15 protein-coding genes are annotated in these 18,500 nt (G+C 69.5%); 8 read left to right on the top strand and 7 right to left on the bottom strand.

Annotated features, from left to right (window positions below; genetic code table 11):
* Positions 1–125 precede the first annotated feature (125 nt).
* A complete protein-coding gene (locus tag KYK13_RS21530) occupies positions 126–1,310 on the top strand; it encodes an alpha/beta fold hydrolase (protein WP_223632293.1) in 1,185 nt (394 codons plus the stop codon).
* Between the two features lie 185 nt (positions 1,311–1,495).
* Positions 1,496–3,028, top strand: coding sequence for a methyl-accepting chemotaxis protein (locus KYK13_RS21525; RefSeq protein WP_223632290.1), 1,533 nt, complete (start codon positions 1,496–1,498; stop codon positions 3,026–3,028).
* Here the strand turns inward: KYK13_RS21525 and KYK13_RS21520 are convergent.
* Positions 2,976–4,508 carry an MFS transporter gene (locus tag KYK13_RS21520; protein ID WP_223632289.1) on the bottom strand — a complete coding sequence of 511 codons (1,533 nt, stop codon included), beginning with the start codon at positions 4,506–4,508 and terminating at the stop codon, positions 2,976–2,978. The genes KYK13_RS21525 and KYK13_RS21520 overlap by 53 nt on opposite strands.
* Before the next feature lie 165 nt (positions 4,509–4,673).
* On the opposite strand from KYK13_RS21520, the gene KYK13_RS21515 reads away from it, so the two are divergent.
* The 3 genes from KYK13_RS21515 to KYK13_RS21505 are packed head-to-tail and all read left to right on the top strand — an operon-like array spanning position 4,674 to position 6,814.
* Positions 4,674–5,672, top strand: coding sequence for a polyprenyl synthetase family protein (locus tag KYK13_RS21515; protein ID WP_223632287.1), 999 nt, complete (start codon positions 4,674–4,676; stop codon positions 5,670–5,672).
* Positions 5,669–6,265, top strand: a complete 597-nt coding sequence (locus KYK13_RS21510; RefSeq protein ID WP_223632284.1) for a GbsR/MarR family transcriptional regulator — start codon at positions 5,669–5,671, stop codon at positions 6,263–6,265. The genes KYK13_RS21515 and KYK13_RS21510 overlap by 4 nt, the downstream gene beginning before the upstream one ends.
* Positions 6,266–6,286: 21 nt before the next feature.
* The gene (locus KYK13_RS21505) at positions 6,287–6,814 is read left to right on the top strand and encodes a gamma-glutamylcyclotransferase (RefSeq protein ID WP_223632282.1); all 528 of its coding nucleotides are present in this window, start codon (positions 6,287–6,289) and stop codon (positions 6,812–6,814) included.
* Between the two features lie 34 nt (positions 6,815–6,848).
* On the opposite strand, the gene KYK13_RS21500 is transcribed toward KYK13_RS21505, so the two are convergent.
* A complete protein-coding gene (locus KYK13_RS21500) occupies positions 6,849–8,234 on the bottom strand; it encodes a sorbosone dehydrogenase family protein (RefSeq protein ID WP_223632279.1) in 1,386 nt (461 codons plus the stop codon).
* A 419-nt stretch (positions 8,235–8,653) separates the two neighbouring features.
* Between KYK13_RS21500 and KYK13_RS21495 the strand changes: the two genes are divergently transcribed.
* The 3 genes from KYK13_RS21495 to KYK13_RS21485 all read left to right on the top strand — a co-directional run bounded on the left by KYK13_RS21495 (position 8,654) and on the right by KYK13_RS21485 (position 10,145).
* A complete protein-coding gene (locus KYK13_RS21495) occupies positions 8,654–8,905 on the top strand; it encodes a hypothetical protein (RefSeq protein ID WP_223632278.1) in 252 nt (83 codons plus the stop codon).
* Positions 8,902–9,690: a heme oxygenase (biliverdin-producing) gene (locus KYK13_RS21490; RefSeq protein ID WP_223632277.1), complete on the top strand. Its 789-nt coding sequence runs from the start codon at positions 8,902–8,904 to the stop codon at positions 9,688–9,690. The genes KYK13_RS21495 and KYK13_RS21490 overlap by 4 nt, the downstream gene beginning before the upstream one ends.
* A 104-nt stretch (positions 9,691–9,794) precedes the next feature.
* Positions 9,795–10,145, top strand: coding sequence for a PilZ domain-containing protein (locus tag KYK13_RS21485; protein WP_223632276.1), 351 nt, complete (start codon positions 9,795–9,797; stop codon positions 10,143–10,145).
* 53 nt (positions 10,146–10,198) lie between these two features.
* On the opposite strand, the gene KYK13_RS21480 is transcribed toward KYK13_RS21485, so the two are convergent.
* From KYK13_RS21480 to KYK13_RS21460, 5 genes are read right to left on the bottom strand one after another with little or no spacing between them, the layout of a single operon-like run.
* Positions 10,199–11,155 (bottom strand): aldo/keto reductase, encoded by a 957-nt coding sequence (locus KYK13_RS21480; protein WP_223632275.1) that lies wholly within the window; start codon positions 11,153–11,155, stop codon positions 10,199–10,201.
* Positions 11,156–11,188: 33 nt separating this feature from the next.
* Positions 11,189–13,393 (bottom strand): 1,4-alpha-glucan branching protein GlgB, encoded by a 2,205-nt coding sequence (glgB, locus tag KYK13_RS21475; RefSeq protein WP_223632274.1) that lies wholly within the window; start codon positions 13,391–13,393, stop codon positions 11,189–11,191.
* Entirely contained in the window at positions 13,390–14,724 is a 1,335-nt protein-coding gene (locus KYK13_RS21470) for a phosphotransferase (protein WP_223632272.1), read from the bottom strand. The genes glgB and KYK13_RS21470 overlap by 4 nt, the downstream gene beginning before the upstream one ends.
* Before the next feature lie 6 nt (positions 14,725–14,730).
* Complete coding sequence (gene treS, locus KYK13_RS21465; protein WP_223632270.1) at positions 14,731–16,380, bottom strand: maltose alpha-D-glucosyltransferase; 1,650 nt, start codon at positions 16,378–16,380, stop codon at positions 14,731–14,733.
* Positions 16,381–16,397: 17 nt separating this feature from the next.
* A complete protein-coding gene (locus KYK13_RS21460; protein ID WP_223632268.1) occupies positions 16,398–18,392 on the bottom strand; it encodes an alpha-1,4-glucan--maltose-1-phosphate maltosyltransferase in 1,995 nt (664 codons plus the stop codon).
* Between the last annotated feature and the right edge of the window lie 108 nt (positions 18,393–18,500).

Genomic DNA, 18,500 nt, shown 5'->3' with positions numbered 1-18,500 from the left:
TCCATCCACATCAAACCTCTCAATACATGAGGCGGAGATGTGGAGGGTTTGCTACAATGCCAGACGTCCGGGAGGCGATCCGTCCGGACGCAAATAGTGTCCGCTTTGGGGAGGGTGCGCGACAAATGAACGACAACTCGACGTGGATTCCCGTGGATGGAAGCGACCCGATGCGTGCGTGGGTGCGACGCCCCGCCTCCGGGACGGGTCCCGGCCTGCTGCTTTTGATGGTGGAGGCGTTCGAGGGAAACGCCCACCTGAAGCTGATGGCCGAGCGCTTCAGTGAAGAGGGCTACGTGGTCGTGGTGCCGGACCTCGCCTCCAGGGGAGATCCGGAGGAGGTGGACCTGAAGCCGGTGGTCGCGTGGATGCGCGCGCTTCCAGAGGTGATGGGGCTCCGGGGCAGGAAGCAGGTGGGCGCGCTGGGCTACGGGCTGGGCGGGACGCTGGCCGCGCAGCTGGCGGCGCACGCGCACGTGGACTGCGCGGTGACCTACTGCGCGCCGGGCATGGAGGACGTGCTCGCGCAGGCGGGTGAGGGCGCGTCCCCCATGGTGCTGCACTACGCGGAGTGGGACGGCTTCGTGCCCCCGTCCGCGGTGGCGCGGGTGAGGCAGCACGTCAACGCGGACGTGGAGCTGTACTTGTACCAGGGCGTGCGCCACGGCTTCTTCCGCGAGGGCTCACCGGCCTGGCACCGGCCGTCGCAGATGACGGCGCACACGCGCACGCTCGCGCTGCTCAAGCGGGTGATGGGGCCTCGCTACGACCTGGCCGCGCTGTGGGACAAGCACACGGAGCTGGAGTTCGCCGCGCGGGACGCGGACGCGACCATGAAGACCATGGTGTCGCACCCGTACGTCAACAGCGTGCCGGTGATGACGGGCGGCGTGGGCGCGGAGTACCTGCACCGCTTCTACGCGAACCACTTCGTCCACGCGAACCCCAAGGACACGAAGATGACCCTGCTGTCGCGCACCGTGGGCGCCGACCGCGTGGTGGACGAGTTCATCTTCAGCTTCACCCACGACATCGAGATGGACTGGATGCTCCCGGGCATCCCGCCCACCGGGAAGTACGTGGAGGCGGCCTTCGTGGCGGTGGTGAACTTCCGCGGTGACAAGCTCTACCACGAGCACATCTATTGGGATCAGGCCTCCGTGCTGGTGCAGCTGGGCCTCATCGACCGCAAGGGCCTGCCCGTCACCGGCGCCGAGGCCGCGCGCAAGCTGCTGGACGAGACGCTCCCGTCCAACACCCTGATGGAGAAGTGGGACGAGAGCGCGCCCTCCAACCGCAAGGCCGGCTGAGGCCGGGATGACGTCCGCGCCCCGGGGTCGTGGCTACCCAGGGCGCGGTGTCTGACTTTCGAGCGGGAAGGATGCGCGGAGCCATTGCGCAGGCTCCTCTGGAATGTCCACAATGCGGCACCTCGCTGGATGGTCCAGGGGGGCTTCGTTTCCCAGACTTCCTCTGGATTTGGCGCCGCTCCCGGATGCGACTCTCCCTGTCCCAGAAGCTCACGCTCGCGCCGCTGCTGGTGGCGCTGTTCTTCATCGTCCTCTTCTTCGGCTACCTCATCCCCCGGGTCAGCTCCGCCTTCGAGGCGCAGGGCCGGGACGTGGGAGGCGCGCTGCCCGCGGCGCTGGCGGCCACGCTGCCCGCGGCGATGCCGGGCGGCCAGACGGAGGCGCTCCAGAACGTCTTGGATCAGGCGGTGCGCCACCACCAGGTGGCGTATATCGCCGTCTTCGACGGGACCGGGCAGCTGCGCGCGGTGGCGGGCGACTACGCCACCGAGATGCGTGAGCTGAGGGACCGGCTGGGCCGCGCGCAGGGGGAGGCGACGTTCTACGTGCGGGACGCGGAGCTGCTGGACGTGAGCGCGCGCTTCGCGAGCGGGGCGGGCAGCGTGCACGTGGGCTTCAACCGCACGGCGGCGCGCGCGCAGGTGACGGCCATCACCACCGGGGTGAGCGTGGTCCTCGTGCTGGCGCTCGCGCTGTTCGTGGTGGTGGGCATCCTGCTGGCGCGCCGGGTCGCGGCGCCCCTGGTGCAGCTGACGGAGGTGGCCCAGCGCATCGCGGAGCACGGCGACCTGCGCGAGACGGTGCGCGTGGGGGGCACGGACGAGGTGGGCCAGCTGGCGAAGGCCTTCTCCATGATGGTGTCCAAGGTGAAGGACCTGCTGCAGCAGCTGCAGGAGTCGTCGGACCTGCTGCGCGGGTCGGTGGACCACCTGAACGACTCCGCGGGCCGGCAGAACGAGATGGTGTCCCGCCACGCGGCCGCGCTCCAGGAGACGCAGGTGACGGCGCAGGAGATCCGCCAGACGTCCGTGGTGGCGTCGCGCGCGGCGGAGACGGTCATCGACGTGGCGGAGCGCGCGGAGGTGCTGGGCAAGACGGGCGAGATCGCCATCACCGACAGCATCGAGGGCATGGTGGCGCTGCGCGCCCAGGTGGAGCAGATCGCCGAGCGCATCATGGCCCTGGGCGAGCGCACCGAGCAGATCTCCGGCATCACGGAGACGGTGAAGGACCTGGCGGACCAGTCCCACCTCCTGGCGGTGAACGCGGCCATCGAGGCGGCGCGCTCCGGCGAGCACGGCAAGGGCTTCGCGGTGGTGGCCCGGGAGATCCGCGGCCTGGCGGACCAGTCCATCCGCGCGACGAACCAGGTGCGCAGCATCCTGGCGGACATCAGCACCGCCATCTTCGCCACGGTGGAGATCACGGCCGCGGGCACGCAGCGCATGGAGGCGGGCCTGGCCCAGGTGCGCACGTCCGGGGACACGCTGCGCCAGCTGTCCGCCATCGTGCGCGACAGCGTGGTGTCCGCGCGTCAGATTTCGCAGACGGTGAACCAGCAGGCCACCGGCATCGAGCAGATCTTCACCGCCGTGAACGAGCTCAACACGGTGATGGGCGACACGGTGAAGCGCATCTCCACCACCAGCGAGTCCGCCGTGTCGCTCAAGCTCCTGTCGGAGCGCGTGGCGGAGATGGTGCGCGACTACCGGCTGTAGCCGGGCGGGGGCGGAGCAGGAAGCGCTCCACCACCTGGGCCACGGTGCGCGTGGTGGCGGCTCCGGGTTCGTTCACCCGGGCCGCGAGGAAGGCGGCCCCCAGCCGGGCCACCGACGACACGACGAAGAGCACGTGCAGGTTCACCCAGAGGTGGCCGCCCAGCATGAACTGCTGGGGGACCGCCGCCGCCAGCGCCCCGCCCAGGGCCGCCGCCGCGGAGTAGGCCAGCCCGCCCGCGGTGGCGAAGGCCGCCAGGTAGAAGGGCCGCCCCTTGCGCGGCGCCACCGTGAGGGGCAGCGCGAAGATGGCCAGGCCGTGGCCGCTCCACAGCGAGCCCGCCAGCAACACGTCGAACAGGAGCGGCCAGAGCGTCCCCGCCGAGGGCAGCAGCCACAGCATGGGGATGGTGCTGATGCCCAGCGAGCACAGCATCAGCACGGGCTGCGCGCCCAGCCGGTCGATGGCGCGGCCCCACAGGGGCGCCGTCAGGACGCGCACGCCCGCCACCGCCGCCGCGTGCAGGGCCATGATGACGAAGGTCATCTTGAGGTTCTGGATGCTGTGCAGCGCGAAGAAGGGCGCGGACACGCCCACCGCCGCGTTCCACGCCACCTGGTACAGCAGCACCCGCGGGGCGCCGTCGTCCTTCCAGGGCAGGAGCGCCGCCTTGAGCTCCAGCTTCGGCGCGCTGCCCGGAGGCGCCGGATCATGCTGCGCCGCCATCATCAGCGTGGTGACGACGCCCATGACGCACGCGGCGAGCGCCAGCGTGGGGAGCGCCAGGCCCACCCCTTCAAACCCCTTCAGCCGGTCCATCACCAGGCCCGCGGTGAGCGACGCGGCGGTGCCCATGAGCGTGGTGAGCGCGGTGCGCTTGCCGAAGAAGCGCCCGCGCACGGCGCTGGGGACGAGCTCTCCCATCCACGCCACCCACGCGTTGTTGCCCACCACCGCCAGCACCGCGGACGCCCCCGCCACGGCGAGCAGCAGGTGCTGCTGGCCCTTGAGCGACAGCCCCAGCCACGGCAGGAGCGCCATGGGCAGCAGCGCGAGCCGCGAAAGGCACACCGCCGTCAGCGCCACCCGCCGGTGACCGAAGCCGAGCGTGAGCCACGCGGCGGGGAACTGCACGAACTGCGCGAAGAACGGCAGCGCCGTCATCACGCCCACCAGGAAGGGCCCCAGCTTCAGCGCGATGGCCCACGCCGTGAGCACCGTCGGCCCTGCGCACGCGGTGAACACCTCCGCGAACATCCCCTCCACCACGGAGATCTTCAGGGACGCGCGCAGGCGCCGGTGCAGCGGCGGGCCGCCTTTGCCGTCCGGCGGCGGAGGGGCCCCCAGCAGGGGCGCGGACGAGCCGGGCAGCGAGGCGCCAGGGCGGAAGAGGGGGACGCCGGTGGCGAGGGAAGCGAAGCTCTGGACGAGGCGGCGACGGAAGGCGGCGGACACTGGGATTAGTTTCCCACGGCGTCGCATTCCCTCTCAATCGGACCCCCAAGGACCCCCCTGCGCACGGCCGGACACCAACCAGCCTTATTCGTTGCTTTCAGCGCACTGTCCGACCGCTTGGTGGGCAGGAGGGAATCTGGTGCAGTTCACGTGGTCTTGAACTATATGAACGCGCCGAAGGAGACCGTGCACATGGATGTCGCACACGAGCTGACGGAGTTTCTGGGACAGGTGGAGCAGCGTCTGACCGAATTGCTCGCGGATGGCGACGTCGGGCCGGACGTGAAGGGCGACACGCTGATGGACGCGGCGCGCCACCTGTGCCTGGGCGCCGGGGGCAAGCGGGCACGGCCCATGCTCGTCCGCCTGTTCGGTGCCGTGGTGGGAGTGCCGGCCGCGCGGTTGGTGGATGTGGGTGTGGCGGCGGAGATGATCCACTCGGCCAGCCTGCTGCACGACGACGTGGTGGACGCGGGCATGTTCCGCCGGGGCCGCCCGACGGTGAACGCGCGCTGGGGCAACATCGTGGCGGTGATGAGCGGCGACCTCATCCTGTCCACCGCGCTGTCGCGGCTGTCCCTGCTGGACGCGCGCCTGGTGCAGAGCGGCCTGGCCATCGTCACGGAGATGACGCGCGCGGCCATCGCGGAGGTGGAGGCGCGCGGCGACCTGAACCTGCCGCTCACCCGGCTGCGCTATATCGCCGAGGGCAAGACGGGCTCGCTGTTCGGCTGGTGCGGCAAGGCGGCGGCGACGCTGGCGGAGCAGCCGGAGGCCGTGGCGCGCTTCGACGCCTTCGGCCGGCACCTGGGCGTGGCGTTCCAGATCGCCGACGACATCCGCGACATCCTGGGCACGGACGTGGGCAAGCCGCGGTACGCGGACGTGCACTCGCGCACGCCGTCCATGCCCATCCTGCTGGCGGTGTCCCGCGACGAGTCCCTGCGCCGCAAGCTCAAGGACGCGTGGGCGTTCTCCGTCGTCACCCCGGAGCGCACCCGGGAGATTGGCGCCGCCATCGAGGCCACCGGCGCGGTGGAGGCCTCCATGGAGAAGATGAACCAGGAGATCAACGCGGCGCTCGACAAGCTGGGGCCCTTCGCCAATGACGCCGCGGGCGCGGAGCTGATGAGCTGGGCGCACCGGCTGTCGGAGGGCATCGCGGAGCAGGTGAAAGGTCGCGCTGCATGAAGGGTTACCTGTGGACGGGGGGGGATCCCGGGAGCCAGAAGACCCTTGCGCCGCCAGTGCATGGACGGCTGGCGCCGTGGGAATCCATCGCCGTGGAGGCGGTGGGCAACGTCATCGAGTTCTGGGGCTTCAAGCGCAACCAGGGCCGCGTGTGGGGCCTGCTCTACCTGCGCGGCGAGCCGCTGACCGCAGGCGAGATCGAGCGCGAGCTCGACCTGTCGAAGGGCGGCGTGTCCATGCTGCTGCGAGACCTGGAGCACTGGGGCGTCATCCAGCGGGTGCGCGTGCCGCAGGACACGGTGTGGCGCTACGCGGCGGAGACGGATCTGGTGCGGATGGTGACGCACGTGGTGGCGGAGCGCGAGGCGGCCTTCGTCACCCGCATCCGCGCGGACCTGTCGGAGGCGCGCCGTCTGGCGGAGGGCGCCGGCGGCGTGCAGGCGGAGAAGCTGCGGCGGCTGGAGCGCATGGCCGTGCTGGCCGACCACGTGGAGCGCGCGCTCAAGCTGTTCATCAAGACGTCCCGCCTGGACGTGGGAGGGGTGCTCGGCGCGTTCCGCGACGGCGCCCTGTCACGCAAGGGCGAGCGGTAGGTACGACGAGGGCACACGCAAATGGATTCGCACTACGACCAGGTGATGAAGGCGCGCGAGCAGGCGGACGCGAACGCGCCCCGGCGCTACTTCGCGTACTCGACCATCCTGGACCGGGCCGCCTTCGACGAGTGGAAGCAGCAGCACAGCTACGGCTTCTTCGAGCTGCCGGAGGGGCAGCTCGCCGAGGCGCTGGACGTGGACCTCGTCTATGACTTCCCCTCGCGCTGGTGGGGCGGCCGGGTGGCGGGCCTGACGGACGCGCCGGGCGCGCGCGTGTACGGCCGGCTCTTCGAGATTCCCGGCAAGGACTGGCCCATCGTCCAGCACAAGGAGGGCTTCGTGACCCACATGTGCGTGGAGCGCACGGTGCGCGTGCGCGTGGGTGGCCAGGAAGTGGAGGCCACCGCGTTCGTGACGAACCCGCGCCGCGCGTCGTCGGACGGACCGGTGAGCCCGCGCTTCGTGGAGGCGCTGGTGCGCGGCGCGAGGAGCGCCGGGCTGCCCGCGGACTACGTGGAGAAGCTGGCGCGCGGCGAGTCGCGCTGACACATGCTCGCCGCGCTTGGGTCCGCCGTCCGGCTCAGGGCAGGGTGGTGGGCGCGATGCGGTAGAGCGCGCCGGCGAAGTCGTCACTGACGATGAAGCCGCCGCCCGGGGCCATGGCCACGTCCACCGGCCGGCCCCACACGCTCTGGCCCGGGCTCTCGAAGCCGGTGACGGCGTCCACCTCGCCCGTGGGCTGGTGGGTGTCCAGGTCCCAAGGGAAGACGGTGACCTTGTAGCCGCTGCGCTTCGTGCGGTTCCACGAGCCGTGGTAGGCGACGAGCGCGCCGCGCTTCCAGGCCGGGTTCAGCTCCCCGTTGTCGAAGAACGTCATGCCCAGGGGCGCCGAGTGCGCCTCGATGCCCTGATCCATCCTGTCCATCGCCGCGCAGTCCGCCCTGGCGCCGTCCCGGTTCGTGTCGTAGTCGCGGTCCAGGGGCATGTGCTTCAGGCCGCTGGGCGAGTCCGGGTTGGCGTTGCAGAACGGCCAGCCGTAGTCGCCGCCCTCGCGCACGGAGGTGAGGGCATCCGGCGGGTGGTCGTCCACGTACTCGGGAATCACCTTGCCGTACTTCCCGGTGCCGTCGTCGAACGGGTAGGGCGTGTTGTCGCGGTTGTTGACCGTCACCCACAGCGTGTCCGTGCCCGGCTCCCACGCCAGGCCCTCCGCGTTGCGCAGGCCCCGGGCGAACAGCTCGCGCGAGCCGCCGCTCCAGTCCCACCGGTAGATGGCGCCGCGCAGCGGGTCGCTGGTGGTGTCGCTCAGGCACACGTTGCAGGTGGACGCGATGGCCACGTACACGCGGTGCTGTGAGTCCACGGCCAGGTTCTTGAGCTCGTGGCCGTAGGCCCCGTGCAGCTCCGGCAGGGAGGCGTCCGGCAGCCCGGAGATGACGGTCTCCACCTGGCCGCGCGTCGTCTCCCCGGGCGTCCAGCGCGAGCGCGTGACGCGGTCCTTCTCCGACACGAAGACCCACGTCTGTCCGTCGCGCTCGTGGAAGACGATGTCGTGGGGCCGGCCCAGGCCGCCCGCCCACAGCGTCACCTCCGGGTCCTGGCCGGAACGCGGGCGCACCTGCATCACCTTGCCCTCCCCGGGGACGGAGACGAGCAGGGTGCCCTCCGGTGAGAACGCGACGAACCGTGCGCCCGGCACGCGAGCCCAGACGGACACGGACATGCCTGGTGGGATGTTCAGGGAGCGCGGAACGTTGAACGGTTCGCTCCGCATGCTCTCGGGGACCTGGACCTGGGCCTGTTGGAGGTTCCAGGGGGCGGGCTGCGGGTCGCCCGCGTCGGCGGTGCCCGCGTCCGCGATGCCTGCGTCGTGATCAGCGGGGGAGGGGCCGGGAGGGTTGGACTTGCAGCCTGGCTGCAGGCACGCGAGCCCGAGGAAGGTCGTCAGCACGAGTGTTCGCCGCATGGTCCACTTTTCCTAACCGGAGTTCCGGACGGCTGGCGACCGGATTTCCCCCGTCCTTTCCGGGATGCCCGGACCTGAATCCACTGAACGTCACCTGGACAAACATTCAGCCAGTTTTCAGGACGTCTCGAACACGCCCGAATGGGCCTGAACAAACATTCAGCCAGTGCCCGCATGGCCGCGAACCGCCATGCCTACATGAACAAAAAGCCAGATACCTGCTGTTGTGTGAAACATGAAACAAACAATATCAACCATTGAGATTGTTTTTTTGTATGTCTCTGTTCTGATGTTTCATGTCTGTGATTGGGGGTCGTCCACTGGCTCGGCGCTGAACTGCACGGACCGGGCTTGACGGCGGAAGGGTCTTGTGGCCTCATGAATTTGATTTCGATAATCAAAATCATCTGGAGATCGCGATGCTCGGTCAGGGATGCTGCAGGGCGGTGCTGGCGCGGGGTCCGTGCGCGGAGGTGACCCGGTGCAGCTGTGGGCATATCCACCTGGCGGTGGGGCCGGTGACGCTCCGCCTGGAGGAGGACGTGCTGCGCGCGTTGGGCCACACCTTGATGGAGGCCATCCACCAGTTGCAGGCGTCGCACGAAGCCGAGGCGCAGGAGCCGGCCCCCATCGTCGCCCACGCGGCGCCCACCGGCGGGTGGAAGCAGTGAGCGTCCGGGGGACGATCCGCTGGGGCGGCTTCGAGCGCTCCGCGAGGGACCGCCGCCTTCCCTCGGCCTCCACGGCGCTCGTGGGCCTTCCGTCCGCGCAGCGGCTGTCGCTGCGGCTGGAGGAGGGGACGGGGATGGCGCGGCGCCAGTCGGAGCAGACCACCTTCCTGGAGGCGCTCTTCCACGGCTCGTGGAACGGCGGTGTCTATGGACAGTTCGTGCGGGCGCGCCACTATGTGAACCACCTGCGCCAGCTGCACACCGTCTACGAGGCGCTGGAGTCCGTGCTGCCGGGACTGGAGGACAGCCCGGTCACGCGCGTGCTGCGACTGCCGGAGCTGCGGCGTGCCGCCGCGCTGCTGGCGGACCTGGACTGGTTCTGCGGCGACACGCGCACGAAGCCCTTCGCCTGCGCGGAGACGCGGCTGCACGCCGAGCGCATCCGCGAGGTGGCGGCGGAGGCTCCGCACCTGCTCATCGCCCATGCGTACGCGCGCTGCGTGCAGGACCTGTACACGGCGCCGCAGCGCTCGGAACAGGTCGCGCGCGCGTTCGAGCTGGAGAACGGCCGGGGCACGGCCTTCTACAACGCGGTGTCCGCGCGAGAGCTGCTCGCCTTCAAGGGCCGCCTGGTCTCTCGCCTGGACGAGGTGCCGCTGACGGAAGGCGAAGCGCAGGAGCTGGTCCAGGAGGCGCGGCTGGCCTTCCGCATCCAGGCGCTCATCTGCGACGAGCTGGCGCGGGATGCGCCGGAGCTCGACGGCCGGGGCGGTCATGCCAGGTAGGGTGGACGGCAACCCACGGAGGAGGTGGTCCGACCCCATGGCGCACCTCCTCGGCTTGGGGGGCAATGTGCCGTTTCGTGACAGCCACGCTAGGATGGCGGAACGTGACACTTCAGATGACCTCTCCCATTGATCGCCGCGCGTTCCCGCGCATCCACGCGCCCCTCTACTCGCGCCCCGCGCGGATGAAGCTAGGCGACAAGAAGCAGGTGCTCGACGTCAGCCTTGGGGGCGCGCGCATCTACTCCGACGACTTGCAGGACGTGGGCTCGCGCCTGGACCTGGAGCTGTTCCTCCCGGACGGCAGCTCGCTGGAGTGCACCGCGCGCATCGTCTGGGTCGTCACGTTGCCCAAGGGGGGCGTGGCCCGCTACGAGGTGGGCCTGTCCTTCATCGACATGCCGGAAGCCGTGCTGGAGCGGCTGAAGACCGTGCTCGTCGCGGATGAGAACTGAACCAGAAGGTCTGGGACTCCAGGCAAGAACACGCGCTGCTCAACGTTGAGGGCTCAAGCCGCCGACGCGCGGTCCAACTCGCGCAGGTCGTCCGCCTCCAGCTTCAGGGTGAAGGCCCCGAGCAGCTCCTTCAGCTGCGGCACGGACGTGGCGCTGGCGATGGGCGCCACCACCGTGGGCCGCGTCGTGAGCCACGCGAGCGCCACCTGCGAGGGCGTGGCCCCGCGGCGCTCCGCCACCTTCTTCAACGCGGCGACGACGCCCCAGCCCCGCGCGTTGCCGTGCTTCTTGAGCACGTTGCCCGCGCGCGGTGACGCCGGCGCCGGCTTCCCCTCCTGGTACTTGCCGGTGAGGAAGCCCGCGGCGAGCCCGAAGTAGGGCGCCACCGCCAACTGCTCCTGCTCCGCCACCTGCTGCAGCGCGCCCTCGAACTTCGCGCGCTCCACCAGGTTGTACTCCGGCTGGAGCACCTGGTACCGCGCGAGCCCCAGCTTCTTCTGCGTGTCCAGGGCCTCCCGCGCGCGCTCCGCCGTGTGGTTGCTCAGGCCCAGGGCCTTCACCTTGCCCGCCTTCACCAGCGCGTCGAAGGCGCGGAGCGTCTCCTCGAAGGGCGTGTTGGGGTCGTCGTAGTGCGCGTAGTACAGGTCGATGCGCTCCACGCCCAGGCGCCGCAGGGACGCATCCACGCTCTTCTCGATGTGCTCGCGCGTGAGGCCCTTGCCCAGCGCCGTCTCCGCGCCGACCTTCGTGGCCACCACCAGGCGGTCCTTCGCCTTGCGCGAGGCCAGCCACCTGCCCAGCACCGTCTCCGACTCGCCGCCCACGTGGCCGGGGATCCACCGCGAGTACACGTCCGCGGTGTCCACGAAGTTGCCGCCGCCCTCCACGAAGGCGTCGAGCACGGCGAACGAGGTGGCCTCGTCCGCCGTCCAGCCGAAGACGTTCCCGCCCAGACACAGGGGGAACACCTCCAGGCCCGTCGTTCCCAGCTTCCGCTTCGCTGCCGTCATGTCCCGGTTCCTTTCGGTGAGGCTGGGGGACTCCTACCCCGGCGTGAACCACACCACCGACAGCGGAGGCAGGGTGAGCACCGCGGAAGCGGGCTGTCCGTCCCAGCCCGTGGGCTCCGTGTGCACCTGTCCCCGGTTGCCCAGGCCGCTGCCGCCGTACTCCCCCGCGTCGGTGTTGACGAGCTCCACGTAACGGCCGTGGAGCGGGAAGCCCACGCGATAATCCTCGCGCGGCACCGGCGACAGGTTGGCCACGCACACCACGTGGCGGCCGGGCGTGCGCGAGCGGCGCACGAAGGCCAGCACGTTCGCCGCGGATGCGTCCGGCTGCAGCCACTGGAAGCCCCGGGGCTCGCTGTCGCAGTCGTAGAGCGCGGGCAGGTCGCGGTACACGCGGTTCAGGTCACCCACCAGCTTCTGGATGCCCTTGTGGCCCGGATCGTGGAGCAGGTGCCAGTCCAGGCTCTTGTCGTGGTTCCACTCGGCGGGCTGGCCGAACTCACCCCCCATGAAGAGCAGCTTCTTTCCCGGGTGGGCCCACATCCACGCGAACAGCGCGCGCAGGTTGGCGCGCTTCTGCCACGCGTCTCCCGGCATGCGCCCGTAGAGGCTGCCCTTGCCGTGCACCACCTCGTCGTGGCTCAAGGGCAACATGAAGTTCTCGCTGAACGCGTACAGCAGGCCGAAGGTGAGCTGGTTGTGGTGGTACTGCCGGTAGACCGCGTCCTTGGAGAAGTACGACAGCGTGTCGTGCATCCACCCCATGTTCCACTTGAACGTGAAGCCCAGGCCGCCCTCGCTGACGGGCTGGGACACCTTGGGCCACGCGGTGGACTCCTCCGCGATGACCACCACGCCCGGGTGCTTGCGGCGGATGGTCTCGTTGAGCTCACGCAGGAACTGGATGGCCTCTTCGTTCTCGCGGCCGCCCCAGCGGTTGGGGATCCACTCGCCCTGCTTGCGGCTGTAGTCCAGGTAGAGCATGGAGGCCACGGCGTCCACGCGCAGCCCGTCGATGTGGTACTCCTCCAGCCAGAACAGCGCGTTGGCGATGAGGAAGTTGCGCACCTCGTTGCGGCCGAAGTTGAAGACGAGCGTGCCCCAGTCCGGCTGCGAACCCTGGCGTGGATCCGCGTGCTCATAGAGCGCCGTGCCGTCGAACTGGCCCAGCGCATGGCTGTCGCGCGGGAAGTGGCCCGGCACCCAGTCCACGATGACGCCAATGCCCTCCTGGTGGAGGTAGTCCACCAGGTAGCGGAAGTCGTCCGGGTGGCCGAAGCGCGACGTGGGCGCGTAGTAGCCGCCCACCTGGTAGCCCCAGGAGCCGCCGTAGGGGTGCTCCGCCACGGGCAGGAACTCCACGTGCGTGAAGCCCAGCTCCTTCACGTACCGGGACAGCTCCGGCGCCAGCTCGCGGTACGTCATGGGCCGGTCGCCGTCCTCCACCACGCGGCGCCAGCTGCCCAGGTGCACCTCGTAGACGCTCCACGGCTGCTGGGCCGCCTCTCCGCGGCGGTCGCGCCCCTCCAGCCACGCGTCGTCGCCCCAGTTGTAGCGGCGCAGGTCATGCACCACCGACGCGGTGGCGGGCGGGGTCTCCGTGCGGAAGGCGAAGGGATCCGACTTGAGCAGCGGGCCACCGCCGTGGCCGGGACGGATCTCGAACTTGTAGCGGGTGCCCTCGCCGACCTCGGGGATGAACAGCTCCCAGATGCCGGAGGAGCCCATGCGCCGCATGGCGTGCAGGCGCCCGTCCCAGCCGTTGAAGTCGCCCACCACGGACACGCCCCGGGCGGTGGGCGCCCACACCGCGAAGGACGTGCCCTTCACGCCGTTGTGGTGGATGAGGTGCGCGCCCATGCGCTCCCAGAGCCGCTCGTGGCGGCCCTCGCCGGCGAAGTACAGGTCCATCTCCCCGATGGTGGGCAGGAAGCTGTACGGGTCGCGCAGCGTGAAGACCTTCTTGCCCGGGTACTCCACCTCCAGCAGGTAGCTGAAGGGCTCCGTGCGGCCGTTGATGCGCGCCTCGAAGACGCCGCCGGTGCGGTGCTGCATGGGCACCTTGCCCCCGAACTCCGGCAGCACGTGGATGGCCACGGCGTCCGGACGGTACGCGCGCACCACCACCGCGTCGCCGTCCGGGTGGACGCCCAGCACGGAGTGGGGCTCCGGATGGCGAAGCTCGACCACGCGCTGCAGCTCCGCGTCCACCTGTGCTCTGTCCACCGGCTTCCTCACTGGGCATCCTCCATGCGCAACAGGGCCTCGACGGGGATGCGCACCCAGTCCGGCCGGTTGGCGAGTTCGTAGCGCACTTCGTACAACAGCTTCTCCAGTTCGAAGGCGCGCAACATCACGTCAAAGGCTTCATCGCTGTCGGGCAGGAAGGGCGCGCCCCGCGTCGCCTGGCGGTAGCCCTCCAGGAACGCGTCGCGGGTGGGGCCCACGCGCCCGCGCGGCTGGCCGCCCTCCAGCGCCACGGTGGCCTCCGCGTAGTCGAACGAGCGGATCATCCCCGCCACGTCGCGGAGCGCGCTGTACTTCTCCCGGCGCGCGGTGAAGGAACGGGACGGCTCGCCCTCGAAGTCGAAGAACAGCCACTGGCCGTCCGAGCGAAGCACCTGGCCCAGGTGCAGGTCGCCGTGGATGCGGATCTTCTGCCCGGACGGGGCCACCTGCGCCAGCCGCTTCGCGTACGCGATGAGGCTGTCGCGGCGGACGTCCAGGTCCGCGTGCACCCGCCCGGCGTCCGCGAGCGTCACGCCCAGCTCGCCCACGATGGACGCGCTCCAGCGCTGCAGGTCCTCCTGGAGCAGCGGCTCCGGGGAGAACGCCAGGTCGTCCGGCCCCGCGGAGGCGAAGGCCTTGTGCAGGTCTCCCAGGCGCGTGCCCAGCTCTCGCATGTCCGCGAGGAAGCCATCGCCCAGCGCCTTCTCCTGGCGCAGCCGCTCCAGCGCGTACTTCCAGCCGTCCACGGCGGCCGGCACGAAGCGGTGCGCCAGCGCGAGCGTCGCGCCCGCAGGGCCCTCCAGGTTCAGCGCGCCCACCAGCTGCGGCGTCGCGCGGAAGTTCGTCTTCGTGGCGAGGAAGCGGCCCACCTCGTATTCGGGGTTCACCCCGGCCTCCAGCTTGCGGATGACCTTGACGATGACCCGCTCGCCCAGCACCAGCGAGGTGTTGCTCTGCTCCACGTTGAGCCGGCGCACGGTGAGCGGATCCGGCAGGGCCACGCCGCTGTCCGTGGAGGCGATCCACTCCCCCACCACGCGGCCGGAGCCGGAGGCCACCTGCTTCCCCTCGCGCGCGAGGTTGAAGAGGGCGCGCACGCAGTCATCGTCTTCCAGCGCGCTGACCAGTCCCTCCGGCGTCTGCCGGGCCATGATCTGGTAGCGCTCCGGATTTCCCAGCTCGTAGACGACCTCGATGATGGCCAGGGTGAAGGCGCACACGCCCAGCTCCAGGGTCACGTGGTCCACCACGCTGACGCTCTTGATGGGCCAGGCCTTGCCAGCGAACCAGCGCTGGGTCTTGAGGAAGTCGGGCAGCTTGGTCAGGTCCAGGGGCGTCACGCGGGGTTACTCCTTCGCCTGCAGCGGCTTGTCCAAGCGGAACCACAGGAACATGTAGGGCCCCATCGACAGCTGATAGGGCAGGTCGCTGATGCGGGGGAACGGCGTCTCTCCAATCAACTCCACCGGGATGCTCCCACTGAACTCGCGCAGGTCCAGCACGCCCGGCTGCGCGAAGCGCGACAGGTTGCAGACGACGAGCACCGTCTGGCCGTCCCACTCGCGCACGAAGGCCAGCACCTTGCGGTTCTCCGTGGTGAGGAAGCGCAGGCTGCCCATGGCGAAGACGGGGTAGCGCTGGCGGATGCCAATCATCCGCTTCACCCACTGCAGGAGGCTCGACTTCTGGCGCTCCTGCGCCTCCACGTTGATGGACTGGTAGCCGTAGACGGGGTCCGCGATGACGGGCGCGAAGAGGCGCGCATAGTCCGCGCGGCTGAAGCCCGCGTTGCGGTCGCCGGTCCACTGCATGGGCGTGCGCACGCCGTTGCGGTCGCCCAGGTAGATGTTGTCGCCCATGCCTATTTCGTCCCCGTAGTAGAGGACCGGCGTGCCGGGCAGGGTGAACAGCAGGCTGTGCATCAGCTCGATGCGGCGCCGGCCGTTGTCCATCAGCGGCGCCAGCCGGCGGCGGATGCCCAGGTTGATGCGCATGCGCGGGTCGGTGGCGTACTCCCGGTACATGTAGTCCCGGTCCTCGTCCGTCACCATCTCCAGCGTCAGCTCGTCGTGGTTGCGCAGGAAGATGGCCCACTGGCAGTTGTCCGGGATGTCCGGCGTCTGCTGCATGATTTCCACGATGGGCGTGCGGTCCTCGCGGCGCACCGCCATGAAGAGGCGGGGCATCACCGGGAAGTGGAAGCCCATGTGGAACTCATCGCCCTCGCCGAAGTACACGCGCACGTCGGCGGGCCACTGGTTGGCTTCCGCGAGCAGCACCTTGCCCTGGTATTCGGAGTCGATGGTCTTGCGCAGGCGCTTCAGGAACGCGTGCGTCTCCGGGAGGTTCTCGCAGTTGGTGCCCTCGCGCTCGAAGAGGTAGGGCACGGCGTCGCAGCGGAACCCGTCCACGCCCATGTTGAGCCAGAAGCGCATGACGTCCAGCATGGCCTCCTGCACTTCGGGGTTGTCGTAGTTGAGGTCCGGCTGGTGGCTGAAGAAGCGGTGCCAGAAGTACTGCTTGGCCACCGGATCCCACGTCCAGTTGGAGCGCTCCGTGTCGGTGAAGATGATGCGCGCGCCCTTGTAGGTCTCGTCGGTGTCGCTCCAGACGTACCAGTTGCGCTTGGGGCTCTTCGGGTCGCGCCGGGCCTCCTGGAACCAGGGGTGCTGGTCGCTGGTGTGGTTGACCACCAGCTCGATGAGGATTCGCAAGCCGCGCTTGTGCGCCTCTTCCACCAGGCGCTGGAAGTCCGCGAGCGTGCCGTAGTCCGGATGGATGCCGTAGTAGTCCGCGATGTCGTAGCCGTCGTCGCGCAGCGGGGACGGGTAGTGCGGCAGGAGCCACAGGCAGTCCACGCCCAGGTCCTGGAGGTACGGCAGCTTCTCGATCAGGCCCGGGATGTCCCCGTGGCCGTCTCCGTTGGAGTCATGGAATGCGCGGATGTGCAGCTCGTAGATGAGCGCTTTTTTGTACCAAAGCGGATCCTGGTCCATACGCCTCTCGGAGGGAGTCACTCGAAGTAGTCGAACGCGTGTTCGGTGCGGCGGTAGCGGTACACGGCCCAGATGGCCGCGGGCTGTTCGGGCGTCAGGCGCACCTGCACGTCCGGGCCCTGCCAGAGCGAGCGCTGATCAGCCATCAGCTCGTGCACCTGATAGGTCTCCTCCGCGTTGACGCCCAGCCACTCCATGGGCACGCGCAGCAGCGCCTCCTGCGGCGTGTACGGATCCAGGCTCACCGCCACCAGCACCGTGCTGAGGCCATCCGGCGAGCGCTTGCCGTAGAAGAGGACGCGGTCGTTGTCGGAGTCGAAGAAGCGCAGGCCCTGATACTGCTGGAGCGCGGGGTGCGCCTTGCGGACGGCGTTGAGCTTCGCGATCCACTCGGAGATGTTGCCCGGCCGGTCCCAGTCCCAGGCCACGAGCTGGTACTTCTCCGAGTCCAGGTACTCCTCCTTGCCCGGCACCGGCCGGCCCTCGCACAGCTCGTAGCCCGAGTACATGCCCCACACGGACGACAGCGTCGCGGCCAGCGCCACGCGCAGGCGGAAGGCGCCGGGGCCCGCGTTCTGGAGGTTCTCCGGGAGGATGTCCGGCGTGTTGGGCCAGAGGTTGCCGCGGAAGTAGTCCGCCACGGGCGGGGAGGTGATCTCCTCCAGGTAGTCCTGCAACTCCTGCTTGAAGAGGCGCCACGTGAAGTACGTGTACGACTGGGTGAAGCCGACCTTGGCCAGGGCTTTCATCACCTTCGGGCGCGTGAAGGCCTCCGACAGGAAGAGGACGTCCGGGTGCTGGTCCTGCACCTCGCGGATGAGCCAGTGCCAGAACTGGATGGGCTTGGTGTGCGGGTTGTCCACGCGGAAGGTCCGCACGCCGTTGTCCACCCAGTGCAGGACGACGGACTTGAGCTCCTTCCAGAGCGAGTCGCGCGCGGGCCCCATCCAGTCGAAGTTGACGATGTCCTCGTAGCGCTTGGGCGGGTTCTCCGCCGTCTTGATGGTGCCGTCCGGACGGTGCTGGAACCACTCCGGATGCTCCTTCACGTACGGGTGGTCCGGCGAGCACTGGAAGGCCAGGTCGAGCGCCACTTCAATGCCGTGGGCCTTCGCCGCGTCCACGAACGCGCGGAAGTCCTGCAGCGTGCCCAGCTCCGGGTGCACGGCCTTGTGTCCGCCCTCCGCGGCGCCAATGGCCCACGGGCTGCCCACGTCCCCTGCTTCCGCGCGAAGGCTGTTGTTCTTGCCCTTGCGAGCGGTGCGGCCAATGGGGTGGATGGGCGGGAGGTAGACGGTGTCGAAGCCGAGCCTCTGGATGTACGGCAGCCAGGCTTGCGCGTCCTTGAAGGTGCCATGCGTCTTGCCATCCCGCCTGGCGGAGCGCGGGAAGAATTCGTACCAGGCGGCGTTGCGCGCCTTCTCCCGGTCCACGAACACCTCCAGCACCTTGTCGTACGCGCGAGCGAGCGAGCGGTCCGGGTGCCGTGACGCGGCGTCCGCCAGCTCGGGGGACAGCGCGACCAGCAGGTGGTCCGGCGTGGGCGGCGTGCGCAGGCGGGCTCCGGCCTCGGCGAGCATCCGGTGGTCCTCCGCGGACCTGCCCCTGGCGCGCGCGGCGGCGCCCTCCAACAGCGCGGCGCCTTCCAACAGCTCGCTCTTCACGTCGCGGCCGGCGTCCACCTTGCGCTTGAGCTCATGGGCCCAGGTGCGGAAGAGGTCCGGCCAGGCTTCAATCGTGTATTCGTAGCGGCCGTTGCGCGCGAGCGGGATGGAGCCTTCCCACGCGTCGTTGTTCTTGAAGGTGAGGGGGACCTCCGCCCAGTCCGTCTTCTGGGAGGCGGGGGTGACCTGGCGCCAGCGGGCGACGGCCACGAGCACGTCATGGCCCTCCTTGAAGATATCCGCCCGGACGGTGAGGCTCTCACCGGCGACGCGTTTGATGGCGTAGCGGCCCGCGTCCAGCTCCGGCTGGACGTTCTCGATGAACACGCTTCCGAGTCGTTCGGTCATATCGGCTGGCGGCCCCTTATAGGACTGTGAGTCAGTGGCTCCAGGCGGCAATGTGCGGGTGTTGTTGATTGGAGAGGGCGACCACCTGAGCGCGTTGGCCTGTCAACG

It is taken from the genome of Corallococcus sp. EGB (genome assembly GCF_019968905.1).
Taxonomy (GTDB): Bacteria; Myxococcota; Myxococcia; order Myxococcales; family Myxococcaceae; genus Corallococcus.
This window is presented reverse-complemented; position numbering and strand designations above follow the sequence as displayed.